Origin of the sequence: Eubacterium sp. AF34-35BH (genome assembly GCF_003477765.1) — a bacterium.
Taxonomy (GTDB): Bacteria; Bacillota; Clostridia; order Lachnospirales; family Lachnospiraceae; genus Eubacterium_G.
The window spans coordinates 91949-111689 of the sequence record NZ_QUDZ01000004.1; the positions used below are offsets into that span (position 1 = coordinate 91949).

General features: G+C 40.1%; 18 protein-coding genes. 2 read left to right on the forward strand and 16 right to left on the reverse strand.

Annotated features, from left to right (window positions below):
- Window positions 1-15: 15 nt before the first annotated feature.
- From DWZ69_RS05640 to DWZ69_RS05720, 16 genes are all read right to left on the reverse strand, one after another.
- Window positions 16-1023 (reverse strand): bifunctional lysozyme/C40 family peptidase, encoded by a 1008-nt coding sequence (locus DWZ69_RS05640; protein ID WP_008787622.1) that lies wholly within the window; start codon window positions 1021-1023, stop codon window positions 16-18.
- A complete protein-coding gene (locus tag DWZ69_RS05645) occupies window positions 1020-3224 on the reverse strand; it encodes an MFS transporter (protein WP_008787621.1) in 2205 nt (734 codons plus the stop codon). Before DWZ69_RS05645 ends, DWZ69_RS05640 begins: the two co-directional genes overlap by 4 nt.
- Window positions 3224-5674: an ATP-binding protein gene (locus tag DWZ69_RS05650; RefSeq protein ID WP_008787620.1), complete on the reverse strand. Its 2451-nt coding sequence runs from the start codon at window positions 5672-5674 to the stop codon at window positions 3224-3226. Before DWZ69_RS05650 ends, DWZ69_RS05645 begins: the two co-directional genes overlap by 1 nt.
- Window positions 5652-6050 carry a conjugal transfer protein gene (locus DWZ69_RS05655; protein ID WP_009243016.1) on the reverse strand — a complete coding sequence of 133 codons (399 nt, stop codon included), beginning with the start codon at window positions 6048-6050 and terminating at the stop codon, window positions 5652-5654. The genes DWZ69_RS05650 and DWZ69_RS05655 overlap by 23 nt, the downstream gene beginning before the upstream one ends.
- A 116-nt stretch (window positions 6051-6166) precedes the next feature.
- Window positions 6167-6670 (reverse strand): antirestriction protein ArdA, encoded by a 504-nt coding sequence (locus tag DWZ69_RS05660; protein WP_002323345.1) that lies wholly within the window; start codon window positions 6668-6670, stop codon window positions 6167-6169.
- Window positions 6671-6687: 17 nt separating this feature from the next.
- The gene (locus DWZ69_RS05665; RefSeq protein WP_008787619.1) at window positions 6688-7191 is read right to left on the reverse strand and encodes an antirestriction protein ArdA; all 504 of its coding nucleotides are present in this window, start codon (window positions 7189-7191) and stop codon (window positions 6688-6690) included.
- Entirely contained in the window at window positions 7110-7406 is a 297-nt protein-coding gene (locus DWZ69_RS05670; RefSeq protein ID WP_008787618.1) for a hypothetical protein, read from the reverse strand. The genes DWZ69_RS05665 and DWZ69_RS05670 overlap by 82 nt, the downstream gene beginning before the upstream one ends.
- 109 nt (window positions 7407-7515) lie before the next feature.
- On the reverse strand, window positions 7516-8136 hold the full coding sequence (locus tag DWZ69_RS05675) for a hypothetical protein (protein WP_008787617.1): 621 nt from the start codon (window positions 8134-8136) through the stop codon (window positions 7516-7518).
- Between the two features lie 89 nt (window positions 8137-8225).
- Window positions 8226-8447 (reverse strand): hypothetical protein, encoded by a 222-nt coding sequence (locus DWZ69_RS05680; protein WP_002323342.1) that lies wholly within the window; start codon window positions 8445-8447, stop codon window positions 8226-8228.
- Window positions 8448-8582: a DUF3789 domain-containing protein gene (locus tag DWZ69_RS05685; RefSeq protein WP_017143882.1), complete on the reverse strand. Its 135-nt coding sequence runs from the start codon at window positions 8580-8582 to the stop codon at window positions 8448-8450. It abuts the gene before it with no gap.
- Between the two features lie 12 nt (window positions 8583-8594).
- On the reverse strand, window positions 8595-9791 hold the full coding sequence (mobT, locus tag DWZ69_RS05690; RefSeq protein WP_008787615.1) for a MobT family relaxase: 1197 nt from the start codon (window positions 9789-9791) through the stop codon (window positions 8595-8597).
- Window positions 9792-9974: 183 nt separating this feature from the next.
- Window positions 9975-11369: an FtsK/SpoIIIE domain-containing protein gene (locus DWZ69_RS05695; RefSeq protein ID WP_008687115.1), complete on the reverse strand. Its 1395-nt coding sequence runs from the start codon at window positions 11367-11369 to the stop codon at window positions 9975-9977.
- 98 nt (window positions 11370-11467) lie between these two features.
- Window positions 11468-12232: an MBL fold metallo-hydrolase gene (locus tag DWZ69_RS05700; protein WP_008687118.1), complete on the reverse strand. Its 765-nt coding sequence runs from the start codon at window positions 12230-12232 to the stop codon at window positions 11468-11470.
- 101 nt (window positions 12233-12333) lie between these two features.
- Window positions 12334-12717, reverse strand: coding sequence for a YdcP family protein (locus DWZ69_RS05705; protein ID WP_008687119.1), 384 nt, complete (start codon window positions 12715-12717; stop codon window positions 12334-12336).
- A 15-nt stretch (window positions 12718-12732) separates the two neighbouring features.
- On the reverse strand, window positions 12733-13059 hold the full coding sequence (locus tag DWZ69_RS05710; protein WP_008687121.1) for a YdcP family protein: 327 nt from the start codon (window positions 13057-13059) through the stop codon (window positions 12733-12735).
- Window positions 13060-13303: 244 nt separating this feature from the next.
- The gene (locus tag DWZ69_RS05720) at window positions 13304-16348 is read right to left on the reverse strand and encodes an SrtB-anchored collagen-binding adhesin (RefSeq protein WP_113655961.1); all 3045 of its coding nucleotides are present in this window, start codon (window positions 16346-16348) and stop codon (window positions 13304-13306) included.
- A gap of 277 nt (window positions 16349-16625) precedes the next feature.
- On the opposite strand from DWZ69_RS05720, the gene DWZ69_RS05725 reads away from it, so the two are divergent.
- Together DWZ69_RS05725 and DWZ69_RS05730 are read left to right on the forward strand one after the other, a co-directional pair.
- Complete coding sequence (locus tag DWZ69_RS05725) at window positions 16626-17324, forward strand: ABC transporter ATP-binding protein (protein ID WP_117999506.1); 699 nt, start codon at window positions 16626-16628, stop codon at window positions 17322-17324.
- A gap of 12 nt (window positions 17325-17336) precedes the next feature.
- A complete protein-coding gene (locus DWZ69_RS05730; RefSeq protein ID WP_117999507.1) occupies window positions 17337-19604 on the forward strand; it encodes an FtsX-like permease family protein in 2268 nt (755 codons plus the stop codon).
- The last annotated feature ends 137 nt before the right edge of the window (window positions 19605-19741 follow it).

The window sequence follows — 19741 nt, forward strand, 5'->3', positions numbered from 1 at the left end:
TGAAATCCTCACTTTCTATTGTTTTACTCGTCCTGCACCGATTAAGTGCTGTTGCCAGTAACTACTACTTAGGTCTGCATATCCTATCGGGTCGCCTGCGTGGTACATCTGTGTCGGCGAAACAAGAATACCGACGTGTGTTACATAACTTCCAGCGTTATAGGTAGAATGGAAAAATACCAAGTCCCCAGCCTTTGCCTGCGAAAGTGGAAGATGTTGGGTTGCGTCATACTGTGCTTGTGCGGTTCTCGGTAAGGAGATACCAGCTTTTCCATAGCACCATTGCGTCAGTCCCGAACAGTCAAAAGAAGTGTTGGGATTGCTACCGCCATACACATATTTCCAGCCTTGATATTTTAACGCTTCATTCATGACCTTTTGTGCCAGCTCTCCCGATACCTGCGGAACAGTTAAATACTGATTGACTAATTCGACGTAAAATTGATTGCCATACTGATACCGCCAACCCCCGTTCTTCGCAACGGCTATCGGGTTGGTGTAGGTTACTTTCTTTCCACCCGATTTCTCACGGGCGAAGCTCTCTGCAAGGTTAAAGGTGTGTTTCTTTCCTTTTCCTGCCACATATCCCACATAACCACCGCCATAGTTATAGGACTGTATCGCTACATTCAAATCGTCGATACCTTGATTTTTACAGGAAGAAAGCAGGGACGCAAAATACTTACACCCCTGCTTGATTGAGCTTTCCGTATCTAAAGAGTTGGGCGGTAAACCAAGACTTTCTGAACTCTGCATAACATCTTCTGCCGTACCGCCACTTTCTACTTGAATGATAGCCAGTAGCACGTTGACATACTCGGAGATACCGTTTTCTCTGGCGTATTTTTCCACCATAGGCTGATGTTTCAAGACTTCTGCGGATAAATTCATACCCGTAATGCCAGAAGAAAAGTTGCTGTTCTCGTCGTCGCTGTCCGCACTAATGAGGACACCAAAGAAAAGGACTATGGAAAAGAGGATAGGAAACAGACTGCCAATAAGAGCGATATGTTTCAGTTTCATTTTTTCTTCTGTCCTTTCTTCGTTACAAGGTTACGGTTCTTTTCGGTATGTTCCGTTGTACGCTTTGATTGTTCAAAGGTCTGTTTCTTTGTAGTACGCTCTGCTTTGTAATTCTGGCGTGTTTCCTGCGATACTACTTTTTCTACATTCTGCCTATGTACTGGCTGTGCAGGCTGGGTCGCTTTCTTATCAGAAGCACCAGAAGATAACGGACGCTCTTTCACAACATTTGTCTTGACTGGTTCACTTGCTTTTGAAGTGGTCGCTGTGGCAGGACGTTTCACTTCCTGCATTTTTTCCGCACTCGGCTTTGGAATGGTTGAAGCTGTGGCTGGTCGCTCATGGGGACGGGTAGCTCCCGTTGTCGCTGATCCGTCCGTCTTTCTTTGTCTTGCTTCTTGTGCCTTTTGAAGCTCCATACGTTTGTCAGCGATATTCTGTCTATGCTGTTCCTGCTTTTCCAAGCGTCCCGTCTGTCTGGACTGCTGTTCCTGCACCATGCCACGCTTGAAGTCTGATACGCTGGACTTTGCCTTTTCCTTTGCGGAATACACCGCATAAGCGGTCTGTGTCGGCATATCCTTGATATTCTCTTTGACAGCGTTAGCCTTGTCTTTCACTTTATTTTTCGTATCTAAGACAGCACCCACCTTTGAGCCTGCACGCTGTCCCATGCTGGAAGTGGTATTGCCCCGATTTTCTTTAGAAGCCGTATTTTTTCTTTCGGCTCTCTTGCCAGCAACGGCACTTCCAGCCACCGCACCAGCTACACCGCCCGAAATACCGCCAGCACTTACCGCCCTTGCAATACGGTGTTCCATACGCCTAGCCCTATGTCGCATAAACAGATACGGTCTGCGGAAAATTCTTCGTCCCATGTTTTGACTGTCGCCAGCATTAAGTGAGAACATACTCATTAAGTCGCCCAGTTTCATATAGATACCAGCAAAACACACTATCTGCAAGAACGCCACCATAAAGAACGGGTAGTCTGTGGAGATGTTATAAAACATACTGGAAATGCTGAACGCCACCGTTACAATGAGCGTTATTCCTGCCCGTGTCATTATGGTATTAAATACCCTCACGATTGCCTGCTTTGCCATGCTTTCATAGCTCGGTATCATGGAAAGTAGAAAGCTGATAGGTAAAAACATTGCAAAGATAATAAAGAGTATCTGGCTGAACAACATCATACCCGTAAGCAAGAATACAAATATCGTGATACCTAAGTTAAAGAATAGCAGGAAGAACACCATACCTAAACGGTTTACGACCTGCGGTATCGTCAGATTGTTGTTGTCATTGTCCTCGATTTCTGTTTTCACGACTTCCTCTCTGGTCTTGCCGTCCTCGTCCTCTGGACTTACTGATACCAGAGCTTCTACACGGTCTGTCCCGATTTCCTCTGCGTTGCTGTTACCAAATTGAAGCAAGAGCCACGGCTGTTCCACTTGAATGGAAAACAAGCTGTCCCGTATCAAGTCCACGCTGTCCTTGCCCTCGCTGTCAGAGTTGGGGAGCATGATTTTTGTTCCCAAGTCCAAAGAAGCGGTACTGATGTCTGATGAAAATTCATTTATCTTCTTGATGTAATCGGGAGCGTAGGCAATAAAGGAAGCGGACAACACGAACACCACCACAAAGTTAATAACAGCGTGAAGTGCCTTGCTGGTTTCGCGTTTGATAAGTCCCGTATAGGCAACATAAAGTCCCACTATTAAGATAATGAGAAGCAGGAAACCGACATAGAAGCCCGTAGAAGAAAAGCCGTTCTCGGTAACGCCTGCAAGGGTCTGTATGCTTTGTCCGATACTGTCTGCCATATCGTTAATAAAATCAAGTTTGTATGCTTCCTGCACCACATAGCCCGTAGCATTGCTTAAATAAAGGCTTATCGTCCAGACAAAATTGGTAATGCAGTAAAGTCCGTACTGCACCGATTTTCCGATACCGTCCAGCCAGTTCCATGGCAACCACGACCAGCTATTATCCACATAAAAATCAAGCTGGTAATTCGACAGCGGATATTTTGAGTAAAGATTTTCTGCGTTTATGGTATCGTCCACAAGCCCCGTCGCATGAGCCACCGTCCCCAGAAGTGAGAGCAGGATAAGGGAGAGTGCCACGACAAACAGAGCCATTTTGAGAAAGTGAAGTATCTTCCTTTTTGTGAACGCACCTTTTATCCTTTCTTTCATCACTCCACCTCATTTCTCTGTACGGGCGGTCTGGTATCAAAGGCGTGTAGCAGTTCTTCAAAGACTGGGTGTATCTGCACCACACCGACACGCCCGTATAAGTCCTGCAATAAGCATTGTCCGTTCTCCAAATCACGCAAGCGTTTCTGGTTGTTCTCGTCGTCCTTGTCGATACCGAAAAATTCTAAGGTCTGCTTTATCTCGTTGATGTCAGTAGAACGAAAGGCAAACTTCAAGCCGATATTGTTTTTCAGACTTTCCTTTGACACGTCGCCAGAAGATTGTGTAACAAAATAGACGCCTGCCTGCATAGCTCGTCCAGCACGCACCAGCTTATTTGATAAAGTTTCGCCTTGTGCCACATTTAAGAACGCCCACGCTTCGTCAAGGTCTACAATCTTAAAAATGCTTCTGTCTGAATGGATAAAATCAAGGGCAAAGGTACTAATCACAATCAGCATAGACACCGACAATAATTCAATGGTCGTGTATTCCTCAAATGTTGTATCCTTATCTGGTAATACTAAGTCCGCTACTTGAATGATATTGAGTTGGTTATCCAGACTGATTGCATTTTCCACCGTACCGTCTGAAAACAGCAGGTGTGCAAAGTCGTAGTCCGTGAAGCTGTCGATATGTTCTGCGATATTTCTTGATATGGGTGTATCTTCACGGCGTAGCTCGTCTATCACATGGAGCAAGCCCCGACTGTCGCTCTGGGTAACGGAGCGTACCGCCTTACGAAGTACAGGGAATTTTTCGCCGTCCCTAGAGGAAATACCCGTAAGGAATGTTAAGATGTCGATTGCCAGACTTTCAGCGTCTTTTACATTCTTCATAATCACGAACGGGTCAAGAAGTCCTGCATTGTCCTTGTCGCTGGTAAGGTTTACGATATTGATTTCATGGGCGATTTCTGGGAGCGTTTCTTTCCAGTTGCCCCTCTCAGCTTTGGGGTCTAAAATGACTGCTTGACCGCCAAACAGCACCGCATAATATACCAGAAGATTGTTGCAGAATGACTTTCCACCGCCAAGCGAACCGACAAAAGCAGAAGCAAGAGCGTTTGTTACTGTACCTTTTACACCCTGCGAAGCTAACGACGGTTGCAGGTACACATTTCTTCCCGTATCAACGGAATAGCCCATATAGATACCCGTAGTTTCCCCTAACTGCTGGGTCGCACCAAAACCAAGACCTGCCAAGAAATCTGATTTTACATACTGCACGTAGTCATTGATATATCGCTTGCTGGCAGGAAGAAATTCAGAATGAAGCCCCAGCATATCCCCAGCAGGACGCACCAGCTTTACATTGAGGTCGTCGTAAAAATCTTTGACTTCATCACAACGGCGTTTTAATTCGTCCAAATCATCAGCCGATACACGCACTACATAAGAGAGCTTATACATACTTTCTTTTGTCTGGTCTAAGTCCGTTTCCAGCTCATCCACGCTGTCTAATGCGTCCACCACATTTGAGCTTGTTTCACTTCCTGCTTGATAAGCGTGATTGTCAAGGTCTTTCAATTCCTTTTTCTTGTTGCGGACGGTTGTTAATGCTTTACGGTTCTCCACGATTTCTACATTCATAGAAGTATCAACGGGGAATGTGAATTGCTGTTGCTGGAAATAGAAGATTTCAGACGACGGAAAATCAAGCTCGCCAACAATCGCATTGACGGTAAAGTAGGACACATAGCTTTCCCTGTCCTCATGTTCCAATCGCAAATACCGCTGGCTTTCCTCAATCACACACCTTGTCGGACGGATAAGGTCGTAGTATTTTATCAGCGTTTCTTTCTGTAATTTCTTCTTTGGTAGCTGGTACTCATAATCTTCATAGGCGATACCGTCCCTGCCGTAAAGATGTTCCATGAGATACCCAAAATCATGGATTTCCAAGCGACGCACCTTAAAGCGACGGGAGATTTTATTTTCCAGCAACTTTTCCATTTTCATATAACGGTTGATTTCATCATTCGGCATGGAAACAAAGTCATTCATCAGCGTGTGGTTCACTTCATGGAGAAATTCCTTGAATGTCAGCCACGCCGATTTTTTGATGTTCTTCAGATTGAGCTGTTCTTCCGTAACCATGAGCTTAAAGCCAAGAAAAAAGCGGTAGTCCACTTGATTGTCCCCAATCATTGATACTAACGCTTCGGTCTGTTCGTCTATCTTCTGGCAGGCAACTTCCTTTAATTTCCCCGTAACCAGCTTCTTTGACTGCTCCTGCATACTTCGTATTGAGCTTTCCGTTGCAATCTGCAACGCATGAATTTTTCCCTCACGGGACTGTGCGATAAGCTGTCGGAAACTGTCATGCACGATAAATTTCTGCTCTGCGGATAGGAAAGAATAGTTGTATGGTATCAGCTCATAATAAGCAAACACCTCATTGTCCTTATTCCAGACAAGGTTATTGTCAATATATTTTATCGGGAACATAGTTCACACTCCTTACTGCCGTGATTGTTTCATTGAGTATCTGCTTATGCAGTTTTACGGCTTTTCCTGCATAAGTGATTTTCGGTCGCAGGGCATAGGTTATCTGTGATTTCAAAAAGCTGTACGGCTTCTTTCCGTCAAAGGTTTTCTGCGACATAAACCATGTGAGAGCAACGGGAATACCAAAGTATTTGAGAAATGCTCCCTCAATCATGGAAAGTGGGGGAATATCCCCAAACAGAATAATGAGAAATTCCGTAATCACAAACCATGTAATCTGTGTAAAGGTAACGGGAAAGGGTAAGTTAAAGTCATTGATTGCATACAAGACTTTTTCCACGTTCCAGATACCCGTATAAGATTTAATCTTTTTCAAGTTCTTTCAGCTCCTTTCGTAAGTTTCTAAATAGAAAAGGACAGCCATTTTCAGACTGTCCCTTAAAGAGAAATACGCTGTCAGTAACAACAATGCTTGTCGCTGATCTTCCAGCGTTAATATGGTATCTCGCACATACCTCGGCTTGTTTCAATAAAGCAACCGCCCATATCCAAATCTCGCCCGTAGGCTTCATAGTCAATGTAATTCTGTAAGCTGGGTGGAATGTCCCCAAGTGCCTGCAATTCGTCTATGTAGTAATAGGCAACGTCTGTCATAGTTTCACAGTCGGGATAATAATAAATATCGTCCTTGTGTTCCACGACTTCTTCCAGCGTCCCGTAGTGGCTGATAAATTCGTCCAGACACTCTACAATATAGTCGGGAAGTTCCTCTATCATTTCATACATCTCATTGAGTTCTTCAATGGAAACATACTCGCCAATCGCAATGGGAAAGTTGTCGGTATCATGGATAGCGTATTCCTCATACTGTTCATTCAAGCCGATTTTTTCTTTCACATCTTCCTCGTCAATGGGGAACGTGAACCAAGCACCGACTAAATAGCCCTCATTGTATTTGCCAAGATTAGCAATATAAACCGCCATATCATCAATCATAAGCACCACCTCATTTCCTACTCTGGCAGTTCAAAGATACCGTGTTCTGTTACTAAAAATTTCCCGTGTTCCTGCAAGTGAGAAGCGTAGGCTTCAAAGTCAAAGTAATATTCTTGACAGTCCTCGGATAAATGCTTAAATGTCGGGTCGTTCATCAGCTTTTGCCTTGCAACATCTATCATGCTTTTGCAGTCGGGATAAACCGTAATCACGTTCCTGCAAATATAAAGTGCTTCTAAATTTTCATACACGGTAAGAAGTGATACATATTCTTCCTGCATATCGCTTGAAAGCTGGCGGTACATAAAATCTAATTCGTTGAGCTGGTACACGCTTGTATGTTCGTGGACTTCATCAGCAAAGGGCAGTACCTTTTCGATAATGCGGTAATCCCCACTTTCTGCACCGACACCTAACTTTTCTTCAAACTCTGCAACATCTATCGGCAGGTCAAACCAGTATGATGTTGTTTCTTCGCCAGTTGTTCCTTTCGTTTCCACCAGCACCCTTGTTTCCTGCATTGTTCCTCACGTCCTTTCTGTTGTTTCATCACATCTTGTAAGGTCTGGTACGACATACCAAACACATATTTAGAAAAATCTTCTAACTGTCTTTCTTCATAATCGGCAGGGTTCAGTCGTTTCATTTCCTGCCACACCTTACGCTTGTAAGAGGGCAGGTCGGAAATATAATCACAGCCGACTTTCGTCTGCATATCCTTAAAAATATCGCTCATTTCATCACTCCAATCTAAAATTTAGGTAAGAAAAAAGCAGTCAATCCTAAGACTAACTGCTTTGTGTGTATGGATATGAAATTGTCAAACTGGGATTTATCAATATAAACTACCATGGAAAAATATAATAAAATACCAAAGTACTTAATACAATTCCGACAATATACATTTTTCTATAGTTTACTTTTTTGAAAAATATTATGGTAAACACAACAGCTCCTATAATATCCATTAACAACTGAAATAGGAATGTTTGATGTTCCAAAAAATAAATAAAAACTGCTATTGTTTCAGCAAATAATGCTCCTACTGGTAAAGAATATAATACTGAACTAAAAATATGTTCCCTATTCCAATAGTACAGAATAAATGCTGCTATTGCACAAGCGATTGACCAAACAGTAAACAATATGAATAGCCCAAAGCGGAATCCGCCGGAAAACATAGGTATAAACATTCCTAATATTGCTTGTAAAGCATAAAAACTTAATGTCATTCCAAACATATACAAGAACGAACTAATTCCTGCACAAATATTTGAGGTGCTTAACATAACGATGATAGTATTGGTAATAATCCAAAAACCAAACAATGTTTGAGGTGATGAAAAACTCCATAGTGTATCTGCGGGAAAATAATCTAACAGTCTACATATACACCCTACTAATATACCAATTACAAATATCGCTGTATAAGACTTATATGTATTTCTTAGTTTTATATTTGACACAATAGTTTTCCTCCTAAGTTCAAATTCATATTTGTCGTTTTCTTCATATCCATATTATATCACTCACATATTAGCACTACAATAAAATTTTATGCACCGATAATCTTGTTGAACAGCTCTAACAGTACATCTTTCACACCGCCGGCATTGAATACCAAGCCGACAGCAATCAAGGCAACTACCAAGAAGCCAATGAGCTTTGAAAACTCACGCTTGAACCCTAAGTAGATACCGATAACCACAATCGCCATAAGCACTAAGCTCTGTGCGTTTGATAAAAACCATTGATATAAATTTTGTCCGAAATTCATTTAATTGTCCTCGCTTTCTTTTAATTGTTCCATTTCATAGTCAGCTTCTTTGCCGACATTCAAAATACACATCAAGACTACGCCGATACCCATTCCCATAGATACCAGCAGGAAGTCTTTTAATAATACCCACATTTTTTATCACTCCTAACTTTCTACTAAATCTTTTGCAGGGGTCGTCTGCTGTTTGATTATCATTTCATGCTTTTCTGTGAGCTTTGCCTGCTGTTCGATTGTTTCCATGTAGTCTGTACCGTTTCCCTTATCAATCTTTTTCAGCATTTTTAAGGTCGGTGCTACCTGCCGTTGTACCCACCGCAATGTGCGGTCTAAGGTGTAAGGCTCTGGTTTTGTCGTCAGCTTCAAGCTCTGTCTGTTATCGCCGATAAACCAAGCCCAGCGGTCATTGAGCTTCCAGTCATTTTTTCGCTTGTCGGGTTCTTCATCAACAAACCGCACATACTGATTGATGATAGAAAAAGCGGTCTGTTCTGCGTCATAATAGGTCAGTAAATCTCGTACCGCATAATAGGCTCGTTCATTGCGAAGCCGTATTTCAAAACGGTTGATAATGTCGGCTTCTTCCAGAGGTGTCCCTAACTTGACGTACTGCTCATAGTCCTTTTCATAGATACAGAAATACACATCTGATTTCAGCGACCCAAGATAAAGGGTACGCCCCATATATTCTCTGTCGTCCTCTCTGTGCTTGATAAGCTCGCCCGACTGGTAAAACTTATAGCTTCTGGACTTTCCGATATATTCCCGTTTCCTGCATTTTTCCGCAAGCTCTGGAATATCCAAAATACCCGTATGGTCGTTGATAGCAAGGTCGATACGCTTCATCACGCCACCGTCTATAAGTGCGTCCATAAGAAAGTCATACCAGCTTCTTTGCTGTGCCAGCAGGTAACTTTCAAACTGCCTGCAACCACGCCCCTTTAACTCTAAAAGGACACCTTTTTCTTCGTCAGCCGACGTATAGATAAAGATGTCCCCTAAAGAGTAATGCTCCGTATAACTGTAACGCCCGTAATTTTCATGGAGCATATAGTTGATATTCAGTTTTAATATATCTTTGATGATGTGCTGTATATCCAGCGTGGGAAAACGAATTTTCACATAATCAAACAGCATGGTAAGCGGTGCTTCTGGATTGAACTTTGCCAGTTCTTTATGCAGAGTATTCAGAAGTTCCTTTGACGGCTTCATTTTTCCGCTTTCTATCTTGTTGAGATATTCTCTTGTGATACCAGACGCCACCGCCAGCCTGCCTTGTGAGATACCGTAAGCAATCCGTTTTTCCCGTAATTCTTTTATCCATTGTTCTTCATTCAGAACCATACCCCCAATCTGTCAAGTGTGAAGTTTTTTAAGGCGACTTCACAGCCGATTTTTGCTAGGAAACCATGCGATAAGCCTTATGTTTCCTGTGTTTTTCGTCTATTGTCTATTTGCAAACGTACCCCTCTGTTAGATACCGAGGGGTTTTACCTGCTGGCGTGGCTTACGCCACACCAGCAACGGCTAGTCCGTGCCGTCGCCTTTCGCTTCGCACGTCGCCGTCCCGTCCTGCCTTGCTTGTGCAAGAGAGCCGATAGTCTGCAAAAAATCATGTCCTTTCGGGACTAAAGGCGTGTAAAATTCGCTGATAACACTTGTTCCCACATCACAATAGCCACGCCCCTTGATACGCTTCTGGAAAAACTGCTTTTTCACATCTGAACCGAACAGCATACCGTAGCCTAATTCGCTGATACGCCCCAATCCCACACGGAAATTAAAGTTATCCCTTATCCCGTCCGAGAAATACTTTGCGTCTGGGCGCTGGCAGGCGACAATAAGGAAATAACCTGCTTGTCGCCCTAACATAACGATTTTCTTTAGCTGGCTAAGTAAGCTCACGCTTTCTTTTGTCCCCAGCATTTCAAAAAACGCCACATATTCATCAAAGATAAGAAAGCAGGGTGGCAGTCCCAGATAGGCGTAGTTTTCGCCCGTCTTATAGTTCGGGTGTCGCTTCATTTCCTCGCTTCGTTGTACCATGCCCTCATAAAAGGCATTGACACAATCAATCATTTCTTCTTTGGTATGATACACATTTCCCATGACTGTTCCTAAGTCTGCTAAGTCCGCATTTTTCGGGTCTAAGATGTAAAGGACAGCGTTGGTATGCAGTAGGGCTTCAATGAGCGTCAGCAGAAAATAAGTTTTACCGCCACCCGTTCCACCAGCGATAAGGGCGTGTGGAAGTGCGTCATATTCCCAGACAAGATTTTTCATCAGTCTAAGACAGCCGTTCTCTGCCCGTACTTCATCAATGGTAATGCGGTTCGCTATCATATCATAAAGTAGGGTATATTCGATATAACCGTCATGCAGGGTCTTGTCTGTCAGCTCACAATACAAGCCACTTTCCAACTTATCCTCCAACCGTAAAAGCTGGTCTTGATATTTTCCCAGCGTAATTTCACAGCGGATATGAAGAAGTCCTTTTTCCATTTGATAATAAATCTTTGGAAACCAGACGATTTTTTCCCTTGATCTGCTTTGCAGGTCAGTAAAAAAACCGCTGTCTTGTACGGTATCGGCTTCATACCACTTATTTTCCAGTATCATTCTTGCCAGCTTTTGACGGTGCAGTAGCTTCTTGAAACTGTCGTAACAGAAGCGGTAATACCCAAAAGCGACCAATGCACAAACACCAGTCGCTATCAATATGGTTATGAAGTTGTAAGGGGAAAGCGTCAAGCCGTTTTCTAACAAGCTGAAATGCTCCCAGTCGGTACGCATGAGCTGTTTGCTATTCAGTAGCAGGAGAACTGCCACGAACACAAACAGAAGCGTCTCTATGGAAAAATGATAAACAAGGTGCTTGTCGCTGGCTCTGATACGGTGTCCTTTGTTCCAAATCATACGCATAAATCAATCACTCCTTTCTGGGTATGAAAAAAGCAGTCAATCCTAAGACTAACTGCTTTGTGTGTAGGGATATAAAATTGTAAAACTAAGATTGCATTTCAGATATGGATTTGAAACCCCTCATAGCTGAATATACCATTCCCTTGTTTTAATTTCCCTTCATTTGACAAGTTGTGAAAAGCTGTCTCTATCTTGTCAATTATAGTAACTGGAATAGATAAATGATGATGTCCTGGCAAAATTCGACTTATCTTTAAAGATTGAATTTTTCTAACAGACTTCCAAAATTCTTGTGGGTTTGTTGATGGATAAAAAGCATCAAGGCAACCGCTATATATCAAATCGCCGGAATACAGATATTTTCTATCCGCTTCATAGAAACAACAATGTCCGGGAGAATGACCGGGCGTGTGAATAACTACCAACTTTCTGTTCCCTAAGTCAATACAATCTTCATCATGTAAAATCATTTGCGGAACCCCTTGAAAAATCTGATATTTCTCTACCTTAAAATCCGAGGGGAAATCACATGGATTGCACATAATATTGTTTTTTACCACTTGCAAAGGTATAGGGAATTTGACCGATAGCCATTCTTTTTCTGCTTCATGAACTGCAATAGACCGAAAATATTTATGTCCACCGATATGATCCCAATGAACATGAGTAGTGATTACTGTAACGGGCAGTTTCGTCAATCCATCAATAACCTCTCTGATGTTGGAAACACCTAAACCTGTATCAATCAGAATGGCTCTTTTTGTCCCACACAATAGATAACAATGTGTTTCTTCCCAGTGTTTGTATTCGCTGATGACGAATGTATCTTGGTCTATTTGTTCGACGGTAAACCAACTGTCCATATACTATTCTCACTCCCTAAAAATTTTAATTTGTCGCTTTCTTCATACCCATATTATAACAGTTCCGTATATCCTCTACAACGAAAATCTATTCAGCAAGTCTATTTTTTCGGTTGTCCCTGCGGTGTATGGTTCTGTGTATTGCCTGCGTTCTGGTTGCTTTTATTCTTCAATACAATATCCTCTGCCTTTACATACCAGTCCACATCTGCACCCGTATAGGTTTTTCTTGATACCGTATCGGCTACTGGATTGACAAGCTCCACAACTGCATTGTAAGGAAATTCCCTTAACGGTACTTCTGGTGGTACAGATACGGGGATAATTCCACCATGCAGACTGCACTTCAAATCATAGATACGCTTTTTCAGTTGAGTACTCGGTGTCCCGTCCTCGTTCTGCAAGAACACATCACGCACCGCTGTAAATTTTAATTCTCCAAATGTTTTCTCTTTGTCAATAACAAACCCGTTTGATAATCTCATAAATTTTCCACTCCTTTACTTTTCTTCAACTGCTACAATATCATCAGCAACTAATACATAATCGGTATGTCCCATATCCCCGATTGCGTAACCTCTGCCGTATAACTTCGGATTGACAAGTTTTACTTTCTGCTCATACTTGAAATGCTTTTCGCCAGCCTGCACAGGAATTTCCACCACAACATTTTCGCCTTTCTGTATGTCAGAATAAAGGTTATAGCTTCGTCTGGCTATGACCTTGCGATTGTTTTTATCTCTTTCAAAGATAGGCTCGCTTTCCCCTGCAAATTCAAGAGTTCCAAAAGACTGTGCCATATCTGGCACGACATATTTCATTTCCATATTGTTTTACCTCGTTTCTTTCTATTTTGATAATTGATAAGTTAATTGATTGTGATTTCTTATTCTAGCGGTTTGGGAAGTACCAGCAATCCCACAGATAGTAAAGGGTAAAATCAATGCTTACGCACCCTTGACTATCCGTGTTCTTGCAGGTTGTTGGCAGACAAGCCAGAATAAGCAAAAATCTGCCGTTTGACCGCTTCGGCGGAGAACGTGATTTTTCTTTCATCATACCGTTACCGCCTTATGATTTTTTCATTTTACGGAGTTTGTAAAGATATGTTCCAGCCAGTCCACCAGCAGACGCAAGCAACATCACGATAAATGCCATTACATTTGTACTGTCGCCCGTTTTTGGACTGTCGCTAGGTCTGTTAGGCTTTTCCGGTGTCGGTGGTGTTTCGGGTTTCTCTGGTTCTTCTGGCTTTTCCTTAAAAGTAATCGTCTGTCCCTCGTCCTCAATATCCTTATGCTCGGTAACTTTCTTCGGCTCGTCTGGATTGCTTAAATCGTATAATTCCTCAAAAGTTACAAGCTGTTTTCCGTCAAGGGAAGTAGCGTCAAAGGTAAAGACAACTTCCACTTTCATGTTTTCGCTGTCAGCAGTAAAGGTGTAATCACTTTCCACACGTTTTCCATTGATAAGAAACTCTGCATTTTCTTCTTTCAACATCTGCCAGCCCACAAGTTTGTACTGTGTACCGACTTCTAAGCCCTCTAAGGTTACGGTATCAATGATTGTAACGTCTTTTCCTGCTTCAATCTCTTTGTTGCCGTCCTTATCGGTAGCAGTCGTATGAATTTTGATGATACGCTCTGTGATAAGTACCGTCTGCCCGTCGTCCTCAATGTCCTTGTGTTCCGCAACTTTTACGGGTTCGTCTGGATTGCTTAAATCATACAATTCCTCAAAGGTAACAAGGTTCTTGCCACCTAAAGCAGACGCGTTGAATGTATAGGAAATTTCCACTTTCATTTCTTCATCATCAGCGACAAAGGTATAATCGTTTTCTACACGTTTCCCGTCAATGATAAGCTCGGCGTTTTCTTCCTTTAACATCTGCCAACCTTTGAGCTGGTATTTTGTGCCTTTTGTAAGTCCGTCTAATTTGACAGTATCAACAATCGTAACCTCTTTTCCTGCAAGGATAGTCTTTTCGCCGTCCTTGCTGGTTGCTGTGGTATGGATAGAGATTTCTTTTTCGTATTCATCAGTCAAAGTCCCTAAATCAATCACAAGATTATTTCTTGATACCACGATTTCAAAAGGTGGGATAAGTTCAAAGCCTTTGTTACTGTTGCAACGCATTTCTTCAATGATGTAGGTATCATAAGGCAATGCACCTTTGCTGTCGTCTGGTTCAGAAGTTCCAAACCACACACCGTCCTCGCTGGTCTTGCCTGCGTTAGTATTGTGCTTGTGAGAAGCCCAGTCAGCAGAAGTGGAGAATTGCCCGTTATCATCAGTTACCACCACATGATTTTCGCCCGTCGTCTTGCTTGTGATCCTAAAGGGAACATCAGCAAGACGCTTGTGTGTGCCTGCACCGATTTTTACGCCCTCAATATCGCCACGCTTAATCTGATTATAGATAGAATGGGCTTCGTCGATTAAGTCCACGATTTTTCCGTTTTCTGTGATTGCAAAATCAATCGGTTTTGCACCGTCTGTCAAATATCCGTTTGGAGCTTCACTTTCAGCGATACTGAAATTTCCATAAGGTAAAAGGTCAGCAGAAGTGGAAGCGACACCCTCAAGGTTTGTATGAATAGTCTTTACGACTTCATTTTTCTTGTAGAGCTTGCCCTCAACCAATACCGCATTATCATTTAAGGAAATGATGTCAAAGGCAGTATCTTTCAAAGTGGCACTTCCTTGTGGTTTGGTATCGCCCGTTTCTAAATCTCGTTTCTGAATTTTGACACCGCCACGGATAACCTTGTCTGATACGGAAAACTGGTTACTTCCAGATAATACGGCAAGGTCGCCGTCCTCGGTAATCTGTGTTACATATAAGCCTTTTATCTGTTCGGACTTATCGCCAGCCTGCATATATGCACCCTCTAACAAGTAGCCGTTTGGAGCTTTTGTTTCTTCTACGGTTAGCGTCCCAAGTGGAAGAACCGCTTTGCTGTCCTGCATATAGAAGCTGTCGCCAGATACCTTGTATGCGTCCGCTAATTTTGTAATGTAGTGGGCTGTCCCGTCGCTGTCTGTTTCAGCGATTGTCTTTGTAACCCATGTACGAGTAGCTTCGGCAGGGAGATTGTCTTTATTATAGAAGCCAGCATAATACTTCCATGTAAATTCCGCGCCTGCTAGAGAAGCGTTCCCTTGCGGATTGTTTTTCTGTGTTTCCATGTCAATCTTGAAAAGCTCAATCAAAGTGTCCGTTACTTTTGGCGTATCAGATACTTTCAAAGTCGCTGTCTTTCCAGCTTCAACCTTTAAGGAATATACAGTTTTATCTACCTTATATCCTGCTGGTGCGGATAATTCCTTGATATAGATTGTGCCTGCTTTTACCTCTACAACATCTGTATTTCCGTTTTTATCAGTCGTAAGGGTGGCAAGCTGTTTTGTGCAGTCCTTATCAGCAAAGACACCGTATGTTGCACCAGCAATAGAGTAATTTTCGTTACCGTCTGTAATGCCGGTATTACTGGAAGTCTTTTGAAGTGTAGCATTTCCGACATTCAACTTCGCCCAGAATTGCCCTAATTCCTGTCCCTCGCCAGAGTAGATATAACCTCCACATTCATAGCGTCCTTTATTTTCTTTGACAAAGGCTCTTGCACCAGAGAAAACTTCGTCCTGCGTTGCCTTTGGAATTTCATCATAAGAAGCTCGCACGTTATCACATTGCCAGCCGAGATGTACGCTCAATCTCTGCCAGACTACACATTGTTCCAATAGATAAACTTGTTTGTAGTTCAGTTCCTTGTGGGCTTCGCCATACTGTTTGACATATTCTAAGGATAACGCCACATCTGAAATCTGGTCGGCACTCATGCGTGAGCTTGCGTCAGCTCTGGTCTTGTAGCCATTCTTAAAATCTGTATTGATGTCGATACAATAGGCAGTTTCGCCCTCAACTTTCATCATGCCCTCATTGAATGTAGAACCAATAGAACCGTCATTCATTACTTTTTCAATGATACCGACACGCTCTGCACTTTCCGTCCAGTATTGCTTACTTTCTGCATGAACGGGTGTAGTCGGTAAAGCAGTAACGACAGTTGCAAGAGCTAAGAAGCCCGTACACAATCGTTTTAATATCTTTTTCATAAATCTAATGCTCCTTTCATTTTGGGTAATAAAATAGCCGTCCAATAAGAACGGCTGAAAATAGAAAAGGAACGTCATTTTAGGCGTTCCATAGTCTATGAAATATTCAATTTTTTCTTGTTTCAATACTGATGTGCTGTACCATATCTTTGCATATCTAGGAAAACTTGCGTATCAAGGCTCATTCGTTGGTAGTAAATAAGTAGTAAATTGATGAGTTTGTTTCCTTGAAAATGCTGATAGATACTGTATTTTAGCGGATAATCAGATTTTTATTGTGTTTTTAGAGGTAAAAAAATTAAAGAAAAGTTTTGGACAGGGAGAGAACTCTGTAGAAGTTTTAAAAGAAATTGATTTTAATGTAGCTAAAGGTGAAATCTGTGTAATGTTAGGACCTTCAGGTTCAGGTAAATCTACACTTCTTAACATAATAGGAGGTATAGATAACGGCGATGAAGGATATGTAGCAATTAATGGAGAAAAAACTTCAAATATGAGCGAAGGTGAATTAACGAATTACAGAAGAAAACACCTTGGCTATATTTTTCAAATGTATAATCTTATTCCTAATTTGAATGTAAAAGAAAATATTGAAGTAGGTGCATATTTAAGTGACAATCCTTTAGATATTGATGAACTTCTTAATACTTTAGGCTTATATGAACACAGAAATAAGTTACCAAATCAGTTATCCGGTGGTCAGCAACAAAGAACAGCCATTGGAAGAGCTATTGTAAAAAATCCTGATATTTTATTATGTGATGAGCCAACGGGAGCTCTCGATTACAATACTTCAAAAGATATTTTGCAGTTAATTGAAGATGTAAACAAAAAATATGGCAATACAATTATCATGGTTACACATAATGATGCAATAAAAAATATGGCAGATAAAATCATTAAATTAAAAGATGGACAAATAAGAAAAATAGTTGAAAATGAAAATAAAATATCTGCTAAAGATCTTGACTGGTAGGGGGTGATTGGTATGAGAAGTCCTTTACTGAAAAGATTACCAAGAGAGTTGAAAAGTGAACTTGGAAAATATATAGCAATATTTCTTTTTATGACATTAACAATCGGTTTCATATCAGGTTTCCTTGTTGCCGGTTCAAGCATGAAGAAAACTTATGATGACAGTTTCGAAAAATACAATATTGAAAATGGTCATTTTGTTTTAAAAAATGATTTGTCAGATAGTGATAAAAAAGAAATAGAAAAAAATAATATAAAAATATATAAAAATTTTTATAAAGAGTTACAAAGTGACAAAAAACTATCAGGAAGTGAAAAAGCAACTTTACGTTTGTTTAAAAACAGAAAAGATATAAATAAAATCTGCATAATGGATGGTGAACTTCCTAAGAAAAATAACGAAATAGCTCTTGATAGAATGTTTGCGGATAACAATAAAATCAAAATAGGCGATACAGTTGGTTTTTCAAAAGAAAAATACAAAGTTACAGGTTTAGTTGCGTTGTCAGATTACAGTGCACTATTTTCAAATAATACAGATCTTATGTTTGATGCTGTGTTGTTTGGCGTGGCAATTGTTACAGATGAACAGTTTGATGCCATTGACAAAAATACATTTTATGATTATGCATGGAAATACAATAATGAACCTGCAAATGAAAAAAACGAAAAGAAGAAATCGGACAAGTTAGTTAAGGAAATATCAAAAGTAGTTTATGCTAACGGAAATGAAATTAATGAATATGTACCAAGATATACAAATTCGGCTATTAATTTTACAGGCGATGATATAGGTAGTGATCATTCTATGATGATTGTGCTTTTATATATTTTAATTGTAATTTTAGCATTTGTATTTGCTGTTACAATTAATCATACAATTGTAAATGAAGCAACTTCCATAGGTACACTTAGAGCCATGGGCTATTCAAAGAAACAGTTGGTAGTACATTATATGGCACTTCCAATTATAATTTCGCTTATAGCTGCAATTATTGGAAATGTTTTGGGCTATACAATATTTAAAAATGTTGCGGCAGGAATGTATTATGGAAGTTACAGTCTTACAAAATATAAGACAATTTGGAATGCAGAAGCGTTTATTTTAACTACGGTTGTTCCTTTGATAATTATGCTTGTAATTAATTTTATTACATTAATGTCTAAACTTTCCATAAGTCCACTTAAGTTTATCAGAAAGGATTTAACAAGAAAGAAAAATAAAAAGGCTTTAAAATTACCCAACTTCAAGTTTATTACAAGATTCCGTTTGAGAATAATTTTACAAAACAAAGGTAATTACATAACTTTATTTGTTGGTATTTTGTTTGCCAATATTATGCTGTTATTTGGTATGATGATGCATCCTTTATTAACACATTATCAAAATGAAATTGTAGATAATATGATTGCAAAAAATCAATATGTGTTAAAGAATTCTGTCCAGGTAAAAAATAAAGATGCTGAAAAATACAGTTTAACATCTTTACAGATTAACAGACGTTCTCTTAGTGAGGATATAAGCCTGTATGGTATTGAAGAAGACAGTAAATATTTTAAAAAGAACGTAGAAAATGGAATGTATATTTCCGATGGCTTATCAGAAAAATACAAAATAAATAAAGGTGATACTTTTACATTAAAAGATAAATACAGTGGTAAAAAATACAAAATAAAGGTAGCCGGAGTAGTTAATTATCCAGGTAGTCTTTCGGTATTTATGACAAGAGATAAACTAAATTCACTAATTGATAAGGACAAGAATTATTTTTCAGGCTATTTTTCAAATGAAAAATTGTCCATTGACGACAAAGATGTTGCAAGTGTAATAACGGAAAAAGATATGACCAAAACCTCCAGACAGCTAAACGTTTCAATGGGGAATATGTTTTATCTTATAAATGTTTTTGCAATTTGTCTGTTTGTTTTACTTATTTATCTTTTAACAAAATTAATAATTGAGAAGAATAAAAATTCAATCTCAATGGTTAAAATTTTAGGCTACAATAATAGGGAAGTCGGTAAACTTTATATAACAGCAACAACCTGGATGGTTGGCTTGTCAATAATTATAAGCCTTATTTTATCAACAGAAATTATTGATCAGATTTATTTTGAAATGATGAAAGATTATAATGGTTGGCTAACTTTATATTTGGAACAAAAAACTTATGTTGAAATGTTTATCATAGGAATCGTCTGCTATGGTATAGTTGCATTTTCCCAGTTTAAAAAAATTAAGAAGATACCAATGGACAACGCACTTAAAAACGTTGAATAGGAAATTAAAACGTTAATATGGAAAATGTTTAAAATAATCAAAAAAGTTGCATAATTTTTTCTTATTTTCATATATCATAAAAAAGAATTGAATTATATTTCATAGTATGGTAATTATATACGTGAAAGTATATTTTC